Source organism: Paracoccus endophyticus, from assembly GCF_003286075.1.
Taxonomy (GTDB): Bacteria; Pseudomonadota; Alphaproteobacteria; order Rhodobacterales; family Rhodobacteraceae; genus Paracoccus; species Paracoccus endophyticus.
The window spans coordinates 114,519-134,304 of the sequence record NZ_QLUV01000008.1; the positions used below are offsets into that span (position 1 = coordinate 114,519).

The following is a 19,786-nucleotide window of genomic DNA, read 5'->3' on the forward strand; positions in this document are numbered from 1 at the left end:
GCCGCCGGGCCGGGGCGCGCGGGGCCGGATCAAAGCTGCTTGTTGCGGTTGTAGACGTCGAAGATCACGGCGGCGAGCAGCACCAGCCCCTTGATGACCTGCTGATAGTCGATGCCGATGCCCATGATCGACATGCCGTTGTTCATCACACCCATGATGAGGGCGCCGACCACGACCCCGATGATCCGGCCCGACCCGCCCGACATCGACGCGCCGCCGATGAACACGGCGGCGATCACGTCCAGCTCGAACCCCGTGCCGGCCTTGGGCGTCGCGCTGTTGAGCCGCGCGGTCACGATCATGCCGGCCAGCGCGGCCAGAACGCCCATGTTGGCGAAGGTCAGGAACACCAGCCGGTCGGTCTTGATCCCCGACAGGCGCGCGGCCTTTTCGTTGCCGCCCAGCGCATAGATGCGCCGCCCGGTGGTCGTCTGCTCGGTGAAGAAGCTGTAGAGCACGATCAGCACCGACATCACGATCAGCACGTTGGGCAGGCCGCGGAACTGCGCCAGCTTCCAGCCGACGAACATCAGCGCGGCGACGACGATCAGGTTGCGCGCCCAGAACAGGCCCGCCGGCTCGGGCTCGACCCCGAAGGCCGCGTCCTGGCGGCGGCCCCGCACCCCGGCCCAGACGATCGCCAGCGCCGCCAGCCCCACCATCAGCAGCGCCGTCAGGTTCGGCTTGTCCGGCCCGAAAAGGTCGGGGATGAACCCGGTGGACAGCGACTGGAAGGCCTTGGGGAACGGGCCGATGTTCTGGCCCTGCAACAGCCACAGCGTCAGCCCGCGAAAGACCAGCATCCCCGCCAGCGTCACGATGAACGACGGGATGCGCCAGAACGCAATCCAGTAGCCCTGCGCCGCCCCGATCAGCCCGCCCATCACCAGCGTCGCCGGGATGACGGCCCAGAACGGCCAGCCCCACCTGACCGTCAGCACCGCCGACACCGCCCCGGTAAACGCCGCGACCGAGCCCACCGACAGGTCGATGTGGCCCGACACGATCACCAGCAGCATCCCCAGCGCCATGATGATGACGTAGCTGTTCTGCAAGAACAGGTTGGTGATGTTCTGCGCCGACAGGAAGTCCACGCCTTGGGAGGCGCGCACCACGACCAGAAAGAACAGCACGATCGCCAGCAGCGCCAGCACCATGCCGTTCTGTTGCAGGTGCCCGCCCAGATGCGCGCCCAGGCCGCGTTTCTTCGTCTCGGTCTCGGCCGTGGTCATGCGGCTTTCCCCTCGCTTTGCAGGATCAGGGCCATGATCCGTTCCTGGCTGGCCTCGGCCCGGGTCAGCTCGCCGACAAAGCGGCCCTCGTTCATCACGTGGATGCGGTCGCACATGCCCAGCAGCTCGGGCATCTCGGACGAGATCATCACGACGCCGCGGCCCTGCGCGACCAGCTCGTTCATCAGGGCATAGATCTCGAACTTGGCGCCCACGTCGATGCCGCGCGTCGGCTCGTCCAGGATCAGCACCTGCGGGTCGGTGAACAGCCACTTGGCCAGCACGACCTTTTGCTGGTTGCCGCCCGACAGGTTCATCACCCGCTGGTTCACGCCCGGCGTGCGGATGCGCAGGTCGCGCCGGTATCGTTCCGCCACCGCCTGCTCTCGCCCCGCCGACAGGATGCCGTTCACCGCGACGCCGGCCAGGTTGGCCAGGCTGATGTTGCGCTGGATCGGCTCCTCCAGGATCAGGCCCAGCGCCTTGCGGTCCTCGGTCACATAGGCGAGGCCTGCGGCGATGGCGCGGCTGACGTCCGACAGGTCGGCGGGCCTGCCGGCCAGCTCGGCCTGGCCCGTGATGTCGCGGCCATAGCTGCGGCCGAACAGGCTCATCGCCAGTTCGGTGCGCCCCGACCCCATCAGGCCCGCGATGCCCAGGATCTCGCCCCGCCGGACGTGGAACGACACGCCGTCGATGACCTTGCGGGGCTGGTCGGGGTGCCAGACGGTCCAGTCCCGCACGCGCATCAGCACCTCGCCGATGTCGGGCACGCGGTCGGGATAGCGGTGCGCCAGGTCGCGCCCGACCATGTCGCGGATGATCCGCTCCTCGGTGATCTCGGCGCGGTCCAGGGTGGACACGGTGGACCCGTCGCGGATCACCGTCACGCGGTCGGCGACGCGCCGGATCTCGTTCAGCTTGTGGCTGATGATGATCTGGGTGACGCCCTGCGCCTTCAGCTCCAGCATCAGGTCCAGCAGCTTGGCGCTGTCGTTTTCCTGCAAGGCGGCGGTGGGTTCGTCCAGGATCAGCAGGCGCACGTCCTTGGCCAGCGCCTTGGCGATCTCGATCAGCTGCTGCTTGCCGACGCCCAGCTTTTCGACCGGGGTGGTCGGCGCCTCGGTCAGGCCGACCTTGGCCAGCAGGTCGCGGGTGCGCGCCCAGGTGCGGTTCCAGTCGATGACGCCGCGGCTGGCGACCTCGTTGCCCAGGAACATGTTCTCGGCCACCGACAGCTGCGGCACCAGCGCCAGTTCCTGGTGGATGATGATGATGCCCTGCCGCTCGCTGTCGCGGATGTCGCGGAAGGCGACGGGCCGGCCCTCGTAGAGGATGTCGCCGTCATAGCTGCCGTGCGGATAGACGCCCGACAGGACCTTCATCAGCGTGGACTTGCCCGCGCCGTTCTCGCCGCAGATGGCGTGGATCTCGCCGGGCGCGATGGTCAGGTTGACCTGGTCCAGCGCGCGCACGCCCGGAAAGCTTTTCCCGATGCCGCGCATCTCCAGAATGGCCGTCATGGCGCCCCCTTTCCGGCAGAGGGTCCGGCCCGCGCCCGGCGGGCCGGACGCAGGGTCACTTGATCTGGTCTTCGGTGTAGTAGCCGCTGTCCACCAGGATCTGCTTGTAGTTGTCGGCGAACACCGGGACGGGTTCCAGCAGATAGGAGGGCACGATCTTGACGCCGTTGTCATAGGTTTTGGTGTCGTTGATCTGCGGCTCGGACCCCTGCAGCACGGCGTCCACCATGCCCACCGTGACCTTGGCCAGTTCGCGCGTGTCCTTGAAGATCGTGGAATACTGCTCGCCCGCGGCCATCGACTTGACGGTCGGGATCTCGGCGTCCTGGCCGGTCACGATCGGCATCTTCAGGTCGCCCGAACCGTAGCCGACGCCCTTGACCGACGACAGGATGCCGATCGACAGCCCGTCATAGGGTGACAGCACCCCGTGCAGCGGCTTGTCGCCATAGTTGGCCGACAGGATGTTGTCCATGCGCGACTGGGCCGTGGCCGGGTCCCAGCGCAGGGTGCCGACCTTGTCCATGCCCGTCTGGCCCGACGGGATGGCGATCTCGCCCGCGTCGATCATCGGCTGCAGCACGCTCATCGCGCCGTCGTAGAAGAAGAAGGCGTTGTTGTCGTCGGGGCTGCCGCCGAACAGCTCGACGTTCCAGGGCTTCTGGTCGGGGAAGCGTTCCTTGAGGCCCTTGACCAGCGATTCCGCCTGCTGGACGCCGACCTTGAAGTTGTCGAAGGTCGCGTAATAGCTGACCGCGTCGCTGTCGCGGATCAGCCGGTCATAGGCGATGACCTTGATGTCGGCGGCCTTGGCGTTTTCCAGCGCGTTGGTCAGGGTGGTGCCGTCGATGGACGCGATCACCAGCGCCTTGGCGCCCTTGGTGATCATGTTCTCGACCTGGGACAGCTGGGTCGGGATGTCGTCCTCGGCGTATTGCAGGTCGGTCGTGTAGCCGGCCGCCTCAAGCTCCTTGACCATGTTGTTGCCGTCGTCGATCCAGCGGGCCGACGATTTCGTCGGCATGGCGATGCCGACCAGGCCCTTGTCCTGGGCGGCGGCCTGCGAGGCAAGCAGCGCCAGCGCCATCGCGGCGGTGGCCGCAAGCGTTTTCAATCCCATGTCGTTCCTCCCAAAACGGGGCCGTTGGTCCGGCCCTGCCGCCCCGCCAGGCGGGTGCGCACGCGGCACGGTAGAGCGGCGTTGCCGCGCGGCGCAAATCGAAATACAGACGTTCGACATAGCAGTTCTGATATGGCCGGCCGCGTGCAACGAAACCTTCCCCTGGCGCTGAAGGTCGGCCACCTGCGGCTGGTGGCCGCGATCGCCGAACACGGGCAGGTCCAGGCCGCGGCGCAGGCGCTGGGGCTGACCCAGCCCGCCGCCTCGCGCACCCTGGCCGAGCTGGAACGCATGGTCGGCGCGCCGCTGTTTCACCGGCGCCCCCGCGGCATGGTGCCCACCGCCGCCGGCGAGATCCTGGCGCGGCGCGGCACCGAGGTGCTGGCCGGGCTGACCGACATCGCCCGCGATCTGGCCAGCGTCGCCGCGGGCGCCACCGGCGAGGTGCGGATCGGCGCCGTCACCGGCCCCGCGCTGGGCCTGCTGGTTCCCGCAGCCCGGCGCCTGCGGGCCGAGGCGCCGGGCGTGCGCCTGTCGGTCGAGGTCGCGCCCTCGGTCCAGCTGGTGCAGGGGCTGGACAGCGGGGCGCTGGATTTCGTGCTGGCGCGGGTGCCCGCGGGGATCGACCCCTCGGCCCTGCGCGTGGGGCCGGGCGCGCACGAGCCGCTGCGGTTCCTGGTCCGGGCGGGGCACCCGCTGGCGGGCCGGCGCGCCGTTCCGCTGGCCGCGCTGGCGGGCTTTCCCTGGGTCATCCAGGGCCGCGGCACGCCCATCCGCGAGGCGGTGGACGCCGCGCTGCGGGGCGCCGGCGTGGGGCTGCCCCCCGACGTCACCACCACGGCCTCGCTGATGCTGACCGTGGCGCTGGTCGCCCGGACGGATGCCGTCGCGGCGGTGGCGGTGCAGGTCGCGCGGCTTGTCGCGGACGGGCGGGGCGGGCCGGACGCAGGCCTCGTCACGCTGGACACGGCCGAGCCGCTGGACCTGCCGCCCTGGCATCTGCTGACGCTGCGCCAGCGCCGGCTGTCCGCCGCCGCCCAGCGCATGCTGGCGCTGGTGCGCGACCAGATCGGGCAGGACCGGGACGGGGACCCGGGCGCGGCCGATCCGCAGGGCGCGGGTCCGCCCGGGAACGGCGACCCCGGCGCGGGCGATCCGTGACGGGCGCTGCGCCGGTCAGACGCCCTCAGCCACGACCGTGCGCGTGCCGGCGTCGTCGCACAGCGCCTGCAGGGGGGCGGGCAGCGGGCGGTCGGTGAACACGGCGTCCATGTCGGCCAGCGACACGACGCGGATCGGCGCGGTCCGTGCCAGCTTGGTGGCGTCCGTGACCAGCCAGCGTTCGCGCGCCTGCCGCAGGATGGCGCGGCTGACCCGCACCTCGGCCATGTCGAAATCCAGGATGTCGCCGTCCGCGTCCAGCGCCGAACAGCCGACGATGGCGTAATCCACCTTGAAGTTGGCCATGAACTCGCTGGTCAGGTCGCCCACCAGCCCGCCGTCCGACCGCCGCACCTGTCCGCCCGCCACGATGATGTCGCAGCTTTCGTTGGCCGCCAGGATGTTGGCGACGTTCATGTTGTTGGTCACCACCGTCAGGTTGCGGTGTCCCAGCAGGGCGCGGGCCACCGCCTCGGTCGTCGTCCCGATGTTCAGGATCAGCGACGAGTTGTCGGGGATCAGCTCGGCGCAGGCGCGCCCGATGGCGGCCTTGGCGGGCTCGTGCAGCGCGCGCCGTTCCTCGTAGCCGATGTTGCTGACGCCGCTTTTCAGCACCGCGCCGCCGTGCACCCGGTCCAGCATCCCCTGATCGGCCAGTTCGGCCAGATCGCGCCGGATCGTCTGGTGCGTCACGTCGAAGCGTTCCGCCAGCGCCTCGACGCCGACCCGGCCCGTGGCGCGCACGAGGTTGAGGATCTCGATCTGCCGGATGTTCATGCGCGCAGGAAAACGAACACGGGACCTTGCGTCAAGCGAACATCTGCGCGCGGAAAGCGAAAATCGACGTTGACAGACGCGGGCGGCGGATGTTCGATCAACGGCATCCGGGGGAAGGGCGCGATGGCGGATACGACCGACCTGTTCATCATCGGCGGCGGCATCAACGGCTGCGGCATCGCGCGCGACGCGGCGGGGCGCGGGCTGACGGTTCGGCTGGCCGAGCAGGGCGATCTGGCGCAGGCGACCTCGTCGGCCTCGACCAAGCTGTTCCACGGCGGCCTGCGCTATCTGGAATATCTGGAAATCCGCCTGGTGCGCGAGGCGCTGCGCGAGCGCGAGGTGCTGCTGCGCGCCATGCCGCACATCGCCTGGCCCCTGCGCTTTGTCCTGCCGCTGGACCCCGAGATGACGTTCGCCGGCGACACGCCGGTGTCGCGCGCCATGGCGCTGGCGATGCCCTGGGCGCGCGGCCGCAGGCCCCGGCCGATGATCCGCGCGGGGCTGTTTCTGTACGACCACCTGGGCGGGCGCAAGATCCTGCCTGCGACCTCGACGCTGGACCTGACCACGGCGCCCGAGGGGCGCCCCCTCAAGCCGCGGATGCGGCAGGCCTATGAGTACAGCGACTGCTGGGTCGAGGACGCCCGGCTGGTCGCCCTGAACGCCCGCGACGCGATGATGCGCGGCGCCGACGTGATGACCCGCGCCCGCGTGACCGAGGCGCGGCGGACGAACGGGCTGTGGCGCATCGCGATGGCCGACGGGCGCAGCTTTGCCGCCCGCGGGCTGGTCAACGCCGCCGGTCCCTGGGTGGGCCATGTGATCCACGACGTGGCGCACCTCGACACCGCGCAGGCCGTGCGGCTGGTGCGCGGCAGCCACATCGTCACGCGCCGGCTGTTCGACCACGACAAGGCCTATTTCTTTCAGGGCGCGGACGGGCGGATCATCTTCGCCATCCCCTACGAGGGGGAGTTCACCCTGATCGGCACGACCGACGCCGAACACCATGGCCAGCCCGGCGACGCCGTCTGCACCGAGGAGGAGCGCGACTATCTGTGCGCCGCCGCCAGCCATTACTTCCGCGACCCGGTGACGCCCGGCGATGTGGTGTGGACCTATTCGGGGGTGCGGCCGCTTTACGACGACGGGGCCAAGTCGGCGACGGCGGCGACGCGCGACTATGTGCTGTCGCTGGACGAGGACGGCGCGCCGTGCCTGAACGTGTTCGGCGGCAAGATCACCACCTATCGCAAGCTGGCCGAGGCGGCGCTGGCCAAGCTTTACCCGCATTTCCCCGCCTCGACCGGGTCGTGGACGGCCGGGGTGCCGCTGCCGGGGGGCGATTTTCCGGTCGATGGCGTGCCCGCGCTGATCGCCGCGCTGCGCCGGGCGCATCCGTTCCTGACCGGGACCTGGGCGCGGCGGCTGGTGCGCGCCTATGGCACCGACGCCGCGCGGATGCTGGCGGGCGCGGACAGCGCCGGGGCGATGGGCCGCGACTTCGGCGCGACGCTGACGGAAACCGAGCTGCGCTGGCTGATGGCGCATGAATTCGCGCGCCGCGCCGACGACGTGGTCTGGCGGCGTTCCAAGCTGGGGCTGCGGATGACCCCCGACCAGATCGCGGCTGTGGACGCGTGGATGACCGCGGAAAGGCGGGCCGCATGACGCTGGAGCTGCGGGGCATCGCGCGTCAGGTCGGTGCCGATCACCACATCCATCCCACCGACCTGGTGCTGGAACGCGGCACGATGAACGTGCTGCTGGGCCCGACGCTGGCGGGCAAGACGACGTTGATGCGGCTGATGGCCGGGCTGGACGCGCCCACGGCGGGCCGGCTGGTCTGGAACGGGCAGGACGTGACCGGCCAGCGCGTGCAGGACCGCCGCGTGGCGATGGTCTATCAGCAGTTCATCAACTATCCCTCGATGAGCGTCTACGACAACATCGCCTCGCCCCTGCGGCTGCAGGGCGTGGCCCGCGCCGAGATCGACCGCCGCGTGCGCGAGACGGCAGCGCTGATGCGCCTGACGCCGATGCTGGACCGCCGCCCGCTGGAGCTGTCGGGCGGCCAGCAGCAGCGGACCGCGCTGGCCCGCGCGCTGGTCAAGGGCGCCGGGCTTGTGCTGCTCGACGAGCCGCTGGCGAACCTGGATTACAAGCTGCGCGAGGAGCTGCGCGCCGAGATCCCGCGCATCTTCGAACGATCGGGGGCGATCTTCGTCTATGCCACGACCGAGCCCGAGGAGGCGCTGCTGCTGGGCGGCAACACCGCGACGCTGTGGCAGGGACGCGTGACGCAGTTCGGGCCGACCGCGCAGGTCTATCGCGCGCCGGTCGATGCGGTGACGGCGCGGGTGTTTTCCGACCCGCCGATGAACTTTGCCGCGGTGCGCGTCGCGGGCGGGCAGGCGGCGCTGGACGGCGGGCGCTGGCCGGTCGGGCGGCTTGCGGACGGCGACTATCAGGCCGGGTTCCGGGCCGCGCACCTGCGGCTGGACCCGACGCCCGGCGCGATCCCGCTGGCCGCGCGCCTTGACGTGACCGAGATCACCGGGGCCGAGACGTTCCTGCACCTGTCGCGCGGCCCCGACCGCTGGGTCGGGCTGATCGAGGGCGTGCACCGCCCGCCCGAAGGGGCGGCGCTGACCGTCTGGCTGGATCCGGCGCATGTCTATCTGTTCGGGCCGGATGGTCGCATGGCGCGGCCGGCGCCCTATGCGCAAGCGGCATAGGGGGCGCACGATGGCACGGATCACGCTTGACGCCCTCGCCCACAGCTATCTGCCCGCGCCGCGCGGCGAGGACGATTTCGCGCTGAAGCCGATGACGATGACCTGGCAGGACGGCGGCGCCTATGCGCTGCTGGGCTCGTCGGGCTGCGGAAAGACGACGCTGCTCAACATCATCTCGGGGCTGCTGGTGCCGTCGCGGGGGCGCGTGCTGTTCGGCGACCGCGACGTGACCACGCTGCCCACCGCGGCGCGCAACATCGCGCAGGTGTTCCAGTTCCCGGTCGTCTACGACACCATGACGGTGCGCGACAATCTGGCCTTTCCGCTGAAGAACCGGGGGATGCCCGCCGCCCGGATCGCCGCCCGCGTGGCCGAGGTCGCCGCCATGATCGGGATGGCGGACGCGCTGGACCGCCGCGCCCGCGGGCTGACCGCCGACGCCAAGCAGAAGATCAGCCTTGGCCGCGGCATGGTGCGCCAGGACGTGAACGCGATCCTGTTCGACGAGCCGCTGACCGTCATCGACCCGCACATGAAGTGGGAGCTGCGCACCCAGCTGAAATCCCTGCATCGCCAGTTCGGCCACACGATGATCTATGTCACCCATGACCAGACCGAGGCGCTGACCTTCGCCGACCAGGTGGTCGTGATGTCCGAGGGGCGCGTGGTGCAGGCCGGCACCCCGCAGGCGCTGTTCGACCGGCCCGAGCATACCTTCGTGGGCTATTTCATCGGCTCGCCCGGCATGAACCTGCTGGACGCCGAGGTGCGCGGCGACCGCGCCCTGATCGCGGGCGCGCAGGTCGCGCTGCCGGGCGACCACGGCCTGCCGCAGGGCCGCGTGCAGATCGGCATCCGCCCCGAGTTCGTGACCCCCGCCGAGGGCGGCAGGGGTGAGGAGGGCGGGGGCCTGCCCTTCCGGCTGGAGCGGGTCGAGGACGTGGGCCACCACCGCATCCTGCGCGGGCGCGTGGGCGACCAGCCCCTGACCATGCTGCTGCCCGAGGATCACGCGCTTCCCGCCGGCATCGACCGCGCGGTGCCCGCGACCGCGCATCTTCATGTCTATGCCGACGACTGGCGCGTGCCGCCCGTCGCCGGGGAAAGGGCCGACTGATGGACAAGCCCGTCAACAACCGCGCCTGGTTCCTGGTGCTGCCGGTGCTGGTGCTGGTCGCCTTTTCCGCGGTGATCCCGCTGATGACGGTCGTGAACTATTCGGTGCAGGACACGTTCGGCAACAACCAGTTCTTCTGGAACGGGCTCGGCTGGTTCCAGGAGGTGCTGGACAGCGACCGCATCCGCGCCGCCCTGGGCCGCCAGATCCTGTTTTCCGCGATCATCCTGGCGATCGAGATCCCGCTGGGCATCTTCGTGGCGCTGAACATGCCCAAGCGCGGCTTCTGGGCCAGCGTCGTGCTGGTGCTGATGGCGCTGCCGCTGCTGATCCCGTGGAACGTGGTGGGCACCATCTGGCAGGTGTTCGGGCGCGTGGACATCGGCCTGCTGGGCCACACGCTGGCGGCGATGGGCTTCGACTACAACTACGTCAACGATCCGGTGGACGCCTGGGCCACGATCGTCGTGATGGACGTGTGGCACTGGACCAGCCTCGTCGCGCTGCTGTGCTATGCGGGGCTGCAATCCATCCCCGACGCCTATTACCAGGCGGCGCGCATCGACCAGGCCAGCCGCTGGGCCGTGTTCCGCCATATCGAGCTGCCCAAGATGTCGGGCGTGCTGCTGATCGCGGTGCTGCTGCGGTTCATGGACAGCTTCATGATCTATACCGAGCCGTTCGTCCTGACCGGGGGCGGGCCGGGCAACGCCACGACGTTCCTGTCCATCGACCTGGTCAAGACCGCGATCGGACAGTTCGACCTTGGCCCCGCGGCCGCGTTCAGCCTGATCTATTTCCTTGTCATCCTGCTGATCTCGTGGGTGTTCTACACCGTGATGACCGCGCAGAAGGACGCCCCCTGATGGCCGCCGTCGCCGAACGCCGCGCAACCGGGTCGGCCATCGTCATGGTGGCATACCTGCTGTTCCTGCTGACGCCGATCTACTGGCTCGTGACCATGAGCCTGAAGACCAACGCCGAGATCACCGGCACCTTCAGCCTGTGGCCGCACGAGCCCACGCTGGCGAACTATCGCACCATCCTGACGGACCCGTCGTGGTACATGGGCTATGTCAACAGCCTGACCTATGTCGTGCTGAACACGGCGATCTCGCTCGCGGTGGCGCTGCCGGCGGCCTATGCGTTCAGCCGCTATCGCTTCATGGGCGACAAGCACCTGTTCTTCTGGCTGCTGTCGAACCGGATGGCGCCTGCGGCGGTGTTCGCGCTGCCGTTCTTTCAGCTGTATTCGGCGGTCGGGCTGTTCGACACCCACATCGCCGTGGCCTTGGCGCATTGCCTGTTCAACGTGCCGCTGGCGGTGTGGATCCTGGAAGGCTTCATGTCCGGCGTCCCGCGCGAGATCGACGAGACGGCCTATATCGACGGCTATTCCTTCCCGCGCTTCTTCGTGCGCATCTTCATGCCGCTGATCGCCAGCGGCATCGGGGTGGCGGCCTTCTTCTGCTTCATGTTCTCGTGGGTCGAACTGCTGCTGTCGCGGACGCTCACCAGCGTCAACGCCAAGCCCATCGCGGCCACCATGACGCGCACGGTCAGCGCCTCGGGCCTCGACTGGGGGGTGCTGGCGGCGGCGGGCGTGCTGACCATCGTGCCGGGCGCCTTGGTGATCTGGTTCGTGCGCAACTACATCGCCAAGGGCTTTGCGTTGGGAAGGGTGTGATGACTGCGCGTTCCGTTTCCGCAGGCTTTGCCGCCGCCGCCCTGCTGATGCTGGGCATCCTCGGCTGGCTCGTCAGCCTTGTCCCCGTGGACAACGGCGCGCACGACTGGGCGGGCAGCCTGAACCCCGGCGGCTGGATGGCCTGGACCTTTCCGACCGCCTTGTTCTTCTGGGTGATCGCGGCGCTGCTGCTGACCTTTACCTGGGCCGCCATCCGGTTCCCGGAAACGCCGCGCCGGGGCATCTTGGGGATTGCCACGACGCGCGGCGACCGGCTGTTCGTCAGCCTGCTGGGGTCGGCCTTCATCTGCCTGGGCTGGCTGGGCCTGATCGGCACGCCGGCCTGGGGAGGGCTGGCGATCGCCTTGCTATACGCCGCGGCGGTGTTCCGCTGGGTGTGACAACGCCGGCAACGGCATAGGGGAGGGGGAGACCCGATGAGACTGCACCTGACGACCGCCATGGCGCTTGCGCTGATGGCGACCGGCGCACAGGCCGGGATCGAGGAGGCCAAGGCGTTCCTGGACGCCGAGATCGGCGACCAGTCCACGCTGGACCGCGCCGCGCAAGAGGCCGAGATGCAATGGTTCATCGACGCCGCAGCGCCCATGGCGGGGATGGAGATCGCGGTGGTGTCGGAAACGATCACCACCCACGAATACGAATCCAAGGTGCTGGCGCCCGCCTTCACCGCGATCACCGGCATCAAGGTCACGCACGACCTGATCGGAGAGGGCGACGTCGTCGAAAAGCTGCAGACGCAGATGCAGTCGGGCGAAAACGTCTATGACGCCTATGTCAACGACAGCGACCTGATCGGCACCCACTGGCGTTACCAGCAGGCCCGCAACCTGACCGACTGGATGGCGAACGCGGGCAAGGACGTCACCAACCCGAACCTCGACATCGACGACTTCATCGGCAAGTCCTTCACCACCGCGCCGGACGGGAACCTGTACCAGCTGCCCGACCAGCAGTTCGCCAACCTCTACTGGTTCCGCAAGGACTGGTTCGACGACGAGACGAACAAGGCCGACTTCAAGGCGAAATACGGCTATGACCTGGGCGTGCCGGTCACCTGGTCGGCCTATGAGGACATCGCCGAGTTCTTCACCGGCCGCGAGATCGACGGCAAGACGGTCTTCGGCCACATGGACTATGGCAAGAAGGACCCGTCGCTCGGCTGGCGCTTCACCGACGCCTGGCTGTCGATGGCCGGGAACGGCGACAAGGGCATCCCGAACGGCAAGCCCGTGGACGAATGGGGCATCCGCGTGGATGAAAACGACCGCCCCGTGGGCAGCTGCGTCGCCCGCGGCGGCGACACCAACGGGCCGGCGGCGGTCTATGCGATCCAGAAATACCTCGACTGGATGAAGGCCTATGCGCCGCCCGCAGCCCAGGGCATGACCTTCAGCGAAAGCGGCCCGGTGCCCAGCCAGGGCGAGGTCGCCCAGCAGATGTTCACCTACACCGCCTTCACCGCCGACTTCGTCAAGGAAGGCCTGCCGGTCGTGAACGAGGACGGAACGCCGAAATGGCGCTTTGCCCCCTCGCCCCACGGCGCCTATTGGCAGGACGGCATGAAGCTGGGCTATCAGGACGCGGGGTCCTGGACGCTGCTGAAATCGACGCCCGACGACCGCGCCAAGGCCGCCTGGCTTTACGCGCAGTTCGTGACCTCGAAGACGGTGGACGTGAAGAAAAGCCATGTCGGCCTGACCTTCATCCGCCAATCCACGCTGGACCACCAGTCGTTCACCGACCGCGCGCCCAAGCTGGGCGGGCTGATCGAGTTCTATCGCAGCCCCGCCCGCCTGCAATGGTCGCCCACCGGGACCAACGTGCCCGATTACCCCAAGCTCGCGCAGCTCTGGTGGCAGGCGATCGGGGACGCGGCCTCGGGCGCCAAGACCCCGCAGGAGGCGATGGACAGCCTGTGCGCCGAGCAGGAAAAGGTCATGGAGCGGCTGGAGCGCGCGGGCGTTCAGGGCGACATCGGCCCCAAGCTGGCCGAGGAGCATGACCTGGAATGGTGGAACGCCTTCGCCAAGGAAAACGGCACCATCGCACCCCAGCTGAAGCTGGAGAACGAGGACCCGCAGCCGGAAACCGTCAGCTATGACGAACTGGTGAAAAGCTGGCAGCAGTGACAGGCTGATGCCCTGGGGGAACCCGGCCCGTCCGGGTTCCCCCCTTCGTTTCACGCCGGAGAGCGCCATGGCCATCCTTGCCATCGACCAGGGCACCACGTCGTCGCGTGCCGTGGTCTATTCCGACGACCTGCGGGTCATGGCGTCCGACCAGCAGGAGTTTCCGCAGCATTTCCCCCGGTCCGGCTGGGTCGAGCACGACCCCGAGGACATCTGGGCCTCGGTCGCCGCGACCGCGCGGGGCGCGGTGGAAAAGGCGGGCAACCCGCCGCTGGCCGCCATCGGGATCACGAACCAGCGCGAAACCTCGGTCGTGTGGGACCGCCGGACGGGCCAGCCCATCCACAATGCCATCGTCTGGCAGGACCGCCGCACCGCCGACGCCTGCGCGGCACTGAAGGCCGACGGGCACGAAACCAGCGTGACGCCGCGGACCGGCCTGCTGCTGGACCCGTATTTCAGCGCGACCAAGATCGCCTGGATCCTGGATCACGTGGACGGCGCCCGCGCGCGCGCCGATGCCGGGGACTTGGCGTTCGGCACCATCGACAGCTTCCTGATCTGGCGGCTGACCGGCGGGCGCGCCCATGTCACCGACGCGACCAACGCTGCGCGCACGATGCTGTACGACATCCACGCGGGCGCATGGTCGGACGAGCTGTGCGACCTGTTCCGGGTGCCGCGGTCCATGCTGCCCGAGGTGCGCGACTGCGCCGCCCATTTCGGCCAAAGCCGGGCCGACCTGTTCGGGCGCGAGATCCCGATCCTGGGGGTCGCGGGCGACCAGCAGGCGGCGACCGTGGGGCAGGCCTGTTTTGCCCCCGGCATGATGAAGGCGACCTATGGCACCGGCTGCTTTGCGCTGATGAACACCGGGACCACGGCCGTCCGGTCCGGCAACCGCCTGCTGACCACCATCGCCTATCAGCTGGACGGGCAACCGACCTATGCGCTGGAAGGGTCGATCTTTGTCGCGGGCGCGGTGGTGCAATGGCTGCGCGACGCGATGGGGCTGATCCGCAACGCGGCCGACACCGGCCCGCTGGCGGCGCAGGCCGACCCCGACCAGGACGTGATCCTGGTGCCCGCCTTCACCGGCCTTGGCGCGCCCTGGTGGCGGCCCGAGGTGCGCGGCGCGGTCTTTGGCCTGACCCGCGCCACGGGACCGGCCGAGTTCGCGCGCGCCGCGCTGCGGGCGGTGGGGTTCCAGACCCGCGACCTGATCGAGGCGATGCGCCGCGACTGGCCGGACCTGGACCAGTCGGTCCTGCGCGTGGACGGCGGCATGACCGCCTCGGTCCCCGCGATGCAGTTCCTGGCCGACATCCTGGGCGCGCCGGTGGACCGGCCGGTCAACACCGAGACCACCGTGCAAGGCGCGGCGTGGCTGGCCGCGCACCAGGCCGGGCTGGCGGGCGGCCCGGACGACTACGCCGGGGCCTGGGCGCTGGACCGCCGGTTCGATCCGCAGGCCGACGCGGGCCGGCGCGCGGCCCTTTATGACCGCTGGGGCCGGGCGGTGCAGGCGGTCATGGCGATGGGGTGACGGGCGACAGCACGTGGTGGCGCGCGGCCGGGCAGGCCTCGCGCGCCAGATCGGCGACATGGCGGTGGTGGGTCAGGTAGACGACCTGTCCGGTCATCGCGGTGTCGGCCAGCGCCGCCAGCGCACGCCGCGTCCGGTCGTCGTCAAAGGTTTCCAGCACATCGTCGCCCAGCACCGGCACCGGGCCGCGCGCGGCGGCGAATTCGTGAAACCCCGCGATCCGCAGCGCCAGGTACAGCTGGAACAGCGTGCCCTTGGACAGCCCCCCCGTCAGCCGCGTCTCGCCCGAGGCGCTGCGTGCGATCAGCACCTCGCCCGCGCCCTCGGGCTGCGTCGCAAGCCCCGCCCACACCCCGCCCGTGATCGCGGCAAAGGCCGCCGAGGCGCGGGCCAGCATCCCGCTGCGGTGGGTTTCGCGATAGCTCGCCAGCGCCCTTTCGGTCGCCAGCACGCCCGCGCGCAGCCGCAGCCAGTCGCGGGCCTCGTCCTCGATCGCCACAAGCAGGGCGGCGCGGCGCGCCTCGATCCGGGCCACGGCATCGTCAAGGCCGATGGCGTCAAGGTCCCGCTCGGCCGAGAACAGCGCCTGCCGGGCGGCGGATAGCGCCTCGTCGGCGGCGTCGCGGTCGGCGCGGGCGCGGGCGCGGTCGGCGGCAAGGCTGCCTGAGTCCACCCCTTGCAGCCGCGCGGCGGCCTCGGCCATGTCGGGCGCGTCCAGATCGGCGCGGATGCGCGCGGCCAGTCCGGCGGCCTGGTCGCGCAGCCGGTCGCGATGGGCCAGCCGCCCCAGGGCCTGTTCCAGCGCCGCCACGTCGGGGGCGGCCAGATGCGCCTGCATCTGCGCCAGTTCGCCCGCCACCGCGGCGCGCTCGCGCTCCAGCTCGGCCAGGGCCATTCGCCGCGCGGCGATGCGCTCGGTCAGCTCGGCGCGGGCCAGCGCCGCGCGGCGCGCCGCCTCGATCCGGGCCGCGGCCCCGCGCAGCGTGTCCACCGGGTCCCCGGGCGCCAGGCCCAGCACCGCGCCCAGATCCGCCGCGGCGGCGGCGAAACGGGTCTGGTCCGCCTGCATCGCGGCGATGCGGTGGTCCAGCGCGGCGGCCCGGTCGCGGGCCTCGGCCAGCGCGGCCAGGTCGGCCAGCACGGGCCGCATCGCGGCGGGCGCGGGCAGGTCGGGCAGGGTCAACGCGGCGCTGGCCGCATCCCAGTCCGCCTGCCACGCCGCCAGGTCGGCGGCGGCGCGGTCCACGTCGCGCGCGCGCTGGGCCACCGCCTGCGTCAGCCGCTGCCGTTCGGCGCGACTGGCGGTCTCGGCGTCGATGCGGGCCAGCCGCGCCTCGGCCGCGCGCGCCAGCGCGGACAGGTCGGGGGGCGTGCCGGGCAGCAGCGCCTGCAGGGCCGCGGCCGCCGTGCGTGCCGCCGCCTCCGCTCGGTGGCGGGCCTGCGCCGCGGCCGCGGCCTCGCGCGCAAGGGTCAGGGCGCGCTCGCGCCGGGGCAGCCAGCCCGCCAGTTCGGCCAGCGCCTCGGCATCGGCGCGTCCCGGCAACAGCGCGGCCACCTGCGCGGCCATGTCGCAGCGCAGCGCCTCATGCGCCGCCGCGGCGTCGCGGGCCAGGGCGGCCGCATCGTCGGCGCGGATCGCGGCCGTGGCGGCCGCGGCCTGCACGGTGCGCAACTGCCCCACGTCGGCGGCGCGGGCGACCTGCGCGGCGACAGCCCGGTCGTGGTCGGCCATCGCGGCGGCAAAGCCGTCGGCGCTGGCCGCGTCCAGTGTCGCGCGGTGGTGCGTCCAGGCGGCATCGCGCGCAGCGCGCGCGCCCTCGACCGTGGCCGGATCGGCCGCGCCCAGCGTGGCCGACAGGCCCGCGGCTTCGGCGGACCGGCGCTGCGCCTCCTCATGGCGCTCGGCGGCGACGCGGGCGGCGTCCTCGGCGCGCGCGGCGGCCTTGTCCAGTCGCGCCTGCCACGCCGCGACGGTCTGCGGCGCGGGCGGGTCCAGCGCGGCCAGGTCCGTTTCGTTGCCCCGCCAGGGGGCCAGCGCGGCCAGCGCCTCGGCCAGGGCCGATGCGGCCGCTTCGGCCACAGCCGCCGCCTCGGTCGCGCGGGCGGCCAGATCGGCCCGGCGCAGCGGGGCCAGGGCGTCACGCAGCGCCTCGGCGGTGTCGTCCTCGGCCGCGTCGTCGGGGGCGTCGCCCGCCTCGGTCTGCTGCGCCTGCGCCTCGCGCAGCGCGGCCTGCGCGGCCGCCAGCCTGGCCACCGGCGCGGCCCTTTCGTCCAGCAGCGCGCCCAGCCGGGCCAGCAGCGCGGGGTCGTCCACCGGCTCGCCGCCCAGCCGCGCCACCAGCCCGGCGATGCGGTCCTGAAGGGCGGCGCGTTCGTCCCGCCGCCGGGGCAGGTCCTCGGCCGCGGCGGCATGGCGGATGTGCAGATCCTCCAGCGCGGCCAGCCGGTCCGCGGCGTCCAGCGCCGGCCGATCGTCCGGGGTGGCGTCCAGCGCGGCGACCGCCTCGGCCAGCGCCCGCGTCTCGCCGTCATGGGCGGCCGCCAGCCGGATCGCCCGGTCGCGCAGCGGGCCGATGCGGTCGTGCCACGCGGCGGGCACGTCCGGCAGGCCGTCCAGCGGCGCCAGCTCGGCCGCCAGTCCCTGCCACTGCGGCCACAATCCCAGCGCCGAGGCCATGCCGTCGAGGCGCCCGCATTCGCCCGCCGCGCGGCCCAGCGTCTCGCGCGCGGCCTCGCTGGCGGCCCGTGCCACGGCGGCGGCCTGGCGCAACGCCGCGTGATCGCCGGCCTGCCGGTCCAGCCGGGCGCGGTCGGCCTCCAGCGCCTCAAGCTCGGCCCGCAGCGCGCGCAGCCGCGACTTGCGCGCGGACTTGCGGTGAAAGGCATCGGCCTGCTCGCGCAGCGCGTCCAGCCGTTCGCCCAGCGCGGCCAGCCCGGCGCTGGCCGAAAACAGAAGCTGCCCCAGTTCGCCCTGGCTGGACAGGATGCTGTCGCCGCCGCGTTTCAGCGTGTCGTCGTCCAGGCAGAACATCGTCTCATAGGCGGCGCGGTCGAGGCCCCCCAGCCCCGCCGTCAGCAGGCTGTCGGGCAGCGGGCGCCCGTCCGCGTCGGTCAGGCTGTTGGCGGGGCGCTTGACGCGGACGATGTCGTGCGCCGTTCCCGCGATCTCGACCGCCGCGCCGATCCGCATGCTGGCATAGGGGTGGCGAAAGTCCTGGCCGGTGCGCGCGGGGATGCCGTACAGCAGGTCCAGCCAGGCGGATCGCAGGGTCGATTTGCCGGCCTCGTTCGGGCCATAGACGATGTGCAGGTCCGGCTGGTCGGGCCGGGCGGGGCCAAGCTCCAGCACGGCGTCGGTGAAATGGCCATAGCGCGTCAGGTCCAGCCGGGCGATCCGCATCACTGCGGGTCCTGCGCGTCGTCGAGCCGGGCCAGCACATCGTCGCTGCCCTCGCGCGCCAGATCGGCCAGCAGCGCGGCCAGCGCCGCGGCATCGGCGCCAAAGCGCGGGCGCAGCACGGGGGGCAGGGCGCGCAGCAGCTCGTCCGCCGCAGCACCCAGATCGGCCGCAAAGCCGGGCGAGTCCAGCACCTCGGTCCCGATCAGCGCGCGCAGGTCGGCCAGCGGGCCCGCACCCGCGGCGGCGTCGGACGCGCCCGGCAGCGTGCAGGCGATCTCGAGCTTTTCGACCCAGACCTGGCCGGTGTCGGCGGCCGCCTGCTCGGCCTCGGCGGTCAGCAGGTCGTGGTCGCGCCGGATCTGCCAGGCCAGCGGCGTGGCGCCCGCGATGCGGACCCGCGCCACCAGATGCGGCGAGGGTGCGGCGGCGCGCGCCCGTTCCAGCGCCGCGCGCAGGCGCGCGACCAGCGCGGCCCAGTCGTCGGCGCCCGTCGCCTCGACCGTCACCCGTGCGAATTCGGCCAGGCTGGTGCGGCGGTCCTGCAGGGCGATGCGCCCGTCCGCGCCCACCGTCGCCAGCACCACGCCGCGCACGCCGGATTCGCCCACGTCGCGCCCCTGCGGGTTGCCGGGCATCACGACATGGGCGCGACCCGCCACATGGCGCGCGGGCTTGTGGATATGCCCCAGCGCCCAGTAATCGTGGCCGCTGCCGCCCAGTTCGGCGGCGCTGACCGGGGCATAGACGTCGTGTCCCGGCGCGCCGCCCAGCGAACTGTGCATCAGCCCGATGTTGATCGCGCCCGCGGTCGGCGCGGGATACTGCGGCAGCAGGCTGTCGGGCGCCTGCGGCCGGGCAAAGCTGATGCCATGCACCACGACTGGCACATGGCCGTCGGGACGGGCCAGGGCCACCGCCTGCGCCCGCTCGCCATAGACATGGACGCCCGGCGGCAGCACCAGCTCGCGCGTGATCCGCGACAGCGCGTCATGGTTGCCGCGGATGATGTGCACGACGATCCCCGCGGCGTGCAGCCGGCCCAGCTGGTCGGCCAGGAACCGCGCCGTCTTCATCGAGGTCTGGTCGCCGTCGTACAGATCGCCCGCGATCAGCAGCGCATCGACCCGCTCGGCCAGGCACAGGTCCACGATGGCGACCAGCGCCTGCCGCGTGGCGGTGCCGATCAGGTCGGCGACCTGCGGCGCGCGCAGCGCCAGCGATCGCAGGGGGCTGTCCAGATGCAGGTCGGCGGCGTGAACGAAACGAAAACTCATGCCCGCACTGTTCCCCGCCGACACCGCGCGCGCAAGGGGGCGCTGCGGCAGGCGA

General features: G+C 71.3%; 15 protein-coding genes. 9 read left to right on the plus strand and 6 right to left on the minus strand.

What is annotated here, in order from left to right:
• Positions 1–29: 29 nt before the first annotated feature.
• Genes mmsB through chvE form a run of 3 tightly spaced genes read right to left on the minus strand, consistent with a single transcriptional unit; the run spans position 30 to position 3,875 of the window.
• Positions 30–1,232: a multiple monosaccharide ABC transporter permease gene (gene mmsB / locus DPQ23_RS10735; RefSeq protein ID WP_112874694.1), complete on the minus strand. Its 1,203-nt coding sequence runs from the start codon at positions 1,230–1,232 to the stop codon at positions 30–32.
• Complete coding sequence (gene mmsA / locus DPQ23_RS10740; protein ID WP_112874695.1) at positions 1,229–2,755, minus strand: multiple monosaccharide ABC transporter ATP-binding protein; 1,527 nt, start codon at positions 2,753–2,755, stop codon at positions 1,229–1,231. Before mmsA ends, mmsB begins: the two co-directional genes overlap by 4 nt.
• Before the next feature lie 55 nt (positions 2,756–2,810).
• Positions 2,811–3,875: a multiple monosaccharide ABC transporter substrate-binding protein gene (gene chvE / locus DPQ23_RS10745; protein ID WP_112874696.1), complete on the minus strand. Its 1,065-nt coding sequence runs from the start codon at positions 3,873–3,875 to the stop codon at positions 2,811–2,813.
• 144 nt (positions 3,876–4,019) lie between these two features.
• On the opposite strand from chvE, the gene DPQ23_RS10750 reads away from it, so the two are divergent.
• Positions 4,020–5,036: a LysR family transcriptional regulator gene (locus DPQ23_RS10750; RefSeq protein WP_162630718.1), complete on the plus strand. Its 1,017-nt coding sequence runs from the start codon at positions 4,020–4,022 to the stop codon at positions 5,034–5,036.
• Positions 5,037–5,051: 15 nt separating this feature from the next.
• Here DPQ23_RS10750 and DPQ23_RS10755 read toward each other — a convergent pair whose 3' ends face one another.
• The gene (locus tag DPQ23_RS10755; RefSeq protein WP_112874698.1) at positions 5,052–5,813 is read right to left on the minus strand and encodes a DeoR/GlpR family DNA-binding transcription regulator; all 762 of its coding nucleotides are present in this window, start codon (positions 5,811–5,813) and stop codon (positions 5,052–5,054) included.
• A 123-nt stretch (positions 5,814–5,936) separates the two neighbouring features.
• Between DPQ23_RS10755 and glpD the strand changes: the two genes are divergently transcribed.
• The 8 genes from glpD (at position 5,937) to glpK (ending at position 15,057) form a co-directional block, all read left to right on the plus strand.
• Positions 5,937–7,487, plus strand: a complete 1,551-nt coding sequence (gene glpD / locus DPQ23_RS10760) for a glycerol-3-phosphate dehydrogenase (protein WP_112874699.1) — start codon at positions 5,937–5,939, stop codon at positions 7,485–7,487.
• The gene (locus tag DPQ23_RS10765; RefSeq protein ID WP_112874700.1) at positions 7,484–8,554 is read left to right on the plus strand and encodes an ABC transporter ATP-binding protein; all 1,071 of its coding nucleotides are present in this window, start codon (positions 7,484–7,486) and stop codon (positions 8,552–8,554) included. Before glpD ends, DPQ23_RS10765 begins: the two co-directional genes overlap by 4 nt.
• Before the next feature lie 10 nt (positions 8,555–8,564).
• Positions 8,565–9,671, plus strand: a complete 1,107-nt coding sequence (locus DPQ23_RS10770; RefSeq protein ID WP_112874701.1) for an ABC transporter ATP-binding protein — start codon at positions 8,565–8,567, stop codon at positions 9,669–9,671.
• Positions 9,671–10,537, plus strand: a complete 867-nt coding sequence (locus DPQ23_RS10775) for a carbohydrate ABC transporter permease (protein ID WP_112874702.1) — start codon at positions 9,671–9,673, stop codon at positions 10,535–10,537. The genes DPQ23_RS10770 and DPQ23_RS10775 overlap by 1 nt, the downstream gene beginning before the upstream one ends.
• Positions 10,537–11,358 (plus strand): carbohydrate ABC transporter permease, encoded by an 822-nt coding sequence (locus tag DPQ23_RS10780; RefSeq protein ID WP_112874703.1) that lies wholly within the window; start codon positions 10,537–10,539, stop codon positions 11,356–11,358. The genes DPQ23_RS10775 and DPQ23_RS10780 overlap by 1 nt, the downstream gene beginning before the upstream one ends.
• Positions 11,358–11,759, plus strand: coding sequence for a DUF2160 domain-containing protein (locus DPQ23_RS10785; RefSeq protein ID WP_170310781.1), 402 nt, complete (start codon positions 11,358–11,360; stop codon positions 11,757–11,759). The genes DPQ23_RS10780 and DPQ23_RS10785 overlap by 1 nt, the downstream gene beginning before the upstream one ends.
• A 36-nt stretch (positions 11,760–11,795) precedes the next feature.
• Positions 11,796–13,511: an ABC transporter substrate-binding protein gene (locus DPQ23_RS10790; RefSeq protein ID WP_112874704.1), complete on the plus strand. Its 1,716-nt coding sequence runs from the start codon at positions 11,796–11,798 to the stop codon at positions 13,509–13,511.
• Positions 13,512–13,578: 67 nt separating this feature from the next.
• On the plus strand, positions 13,579–15,057 hold the full coding sequence (glpK, locus tag DPQ23_RS10795; RefSeq protein ID WP_112874705.1) for a glycerol kinase GlpK: 1,479 nt from the start codon (positions 13,579–13,581) through the stop codon (positions 15,055–15,057).
• On the opposite strand, the gene DPQ23_RS16080 is transcribed toward glpK, so the two are convergent.
• Positions 15,041–18,457: a YhaN family protein gene (locus tag DPQ23_RS16080; RefSeq protein ID WP_112874706.1), complete on the minus strand. Its 3,417-nt coding sequence runs from the start codon at positions 18,455–18,457 to the stop codon at positions 15,041–15,043. The genes glpK and DPQ23_RS16080 overlap by 17 nt on opposite strands.
• Positions 18,457–19,731, minus strand: coding sequence for a metallophosphoesterase family protein (locus DPQ23_RS10805; RefSeq protein ID WP_112874707.1), 1,275 nt, complete (start codon positions 19,729–19,731; stop codon positions 18,457–18,459). The genes DPQ23_RS16080 and DPQ23_RS10805 overlap by 1 nt, the downstream gene beginning before the upstream one ends.
• Between the last annotated feature and the right edge of the window lie 55 nt (positions 19,732–19,786).

Coding starts and splice junctions, on each gene's coding strand:
- mmsB (WP_112874694.1), bottom strand. CDS start 1,232: ATGACCACGGCCGAGACCGAGACGAAGAAACGCGGCCTGGGCGCGCAT.
- mmsA (WP_112874695.1), bottom strand. CDS start 2,755: ATGACGGCCATTCTGGAGATGCGCGGCATCGGGAAAAGCTTTCCGGGC.
- chvE (WP_112874696.1), bottom strand. CDS start 3,875: ATGGGATTGAAAACGCTTGCGGCCACCGCCGCGATGGCGCTGGCGCTG.
- DPQ23_RS10755 (WP_112874698.1), bottom strand. CDS start 5,813: ATGAACATCCGGCAGATCGAGATCCTCAACCTCGTGCGCGCCACGGGC.
- glpD (WP_112874699.1), top strand. CDS start 5,937: ATGGCGGATACGACCGACCTGTTCATCATCGGCGGCGGCATCAACGGC.
- DPQ23_RS10765 (WP_112874700.1), top strand. CDS start 7,484: ATGACGCTGGAGCTGCGGGGCATCGCGCGTCAGGTCGGTGCCGATCAC.
- DPQ23_RS10770 (WP_112874701.1), top strand. CDS start 8,565: ATGGCACGGATCACGCTTGACGCCCTCGCCCACAGCTATCTGCCCGCG.
- DPQ23_RS10775 (WP_112874702.1), top strand. CDS start 9,671: ATGGACAAGCCCGTCAACAACCGCGCCTGGTTCCTGGTGCTGCCGGTG.
- DPQ23_RS10780 (WP_112874703.1), top strand. CDS start 10,537: ATGGCCGCCGTCGCCGAACGCCGCGCAACCGGGTCGGCCATCGTCATG.
- DPQ23_RS10785 (WP_170310781.1), top strand. CDS start 11,358: ATGACTGCGCGTTCCGTTTCCGCAGGCTTTGCCGCCGCCGCCCTGCTG.
- DPQ23_RS10790 (WP_112874704.1), top strand. CDS start 11,796: ATGAGACTGCACCTGACGACCGCCATGGCGCTTGCGCTGATGGCGACC.
- glpK (WP_112874705.1), top strand. CDS start 13,579: ATGGCCATCCTTGCCATCGACCAGGGCACCACGTCGTCGCGTGCCGTG.
- DPQ23_RS16080 (WP_112874706.1), bottom strand. CDS start 18,457: ATGCGGATCGCCCGGCTGGACCTGACGCGCTATGGCCATTTCACCGAC.
- DPQ23_RS10805 (WP_112874707.1), bottom strand. CDS start 19,731: ATGAGTTTTCGTTTCGTTCACGCCGCCGACCTGCATCTGGACAGCCCC.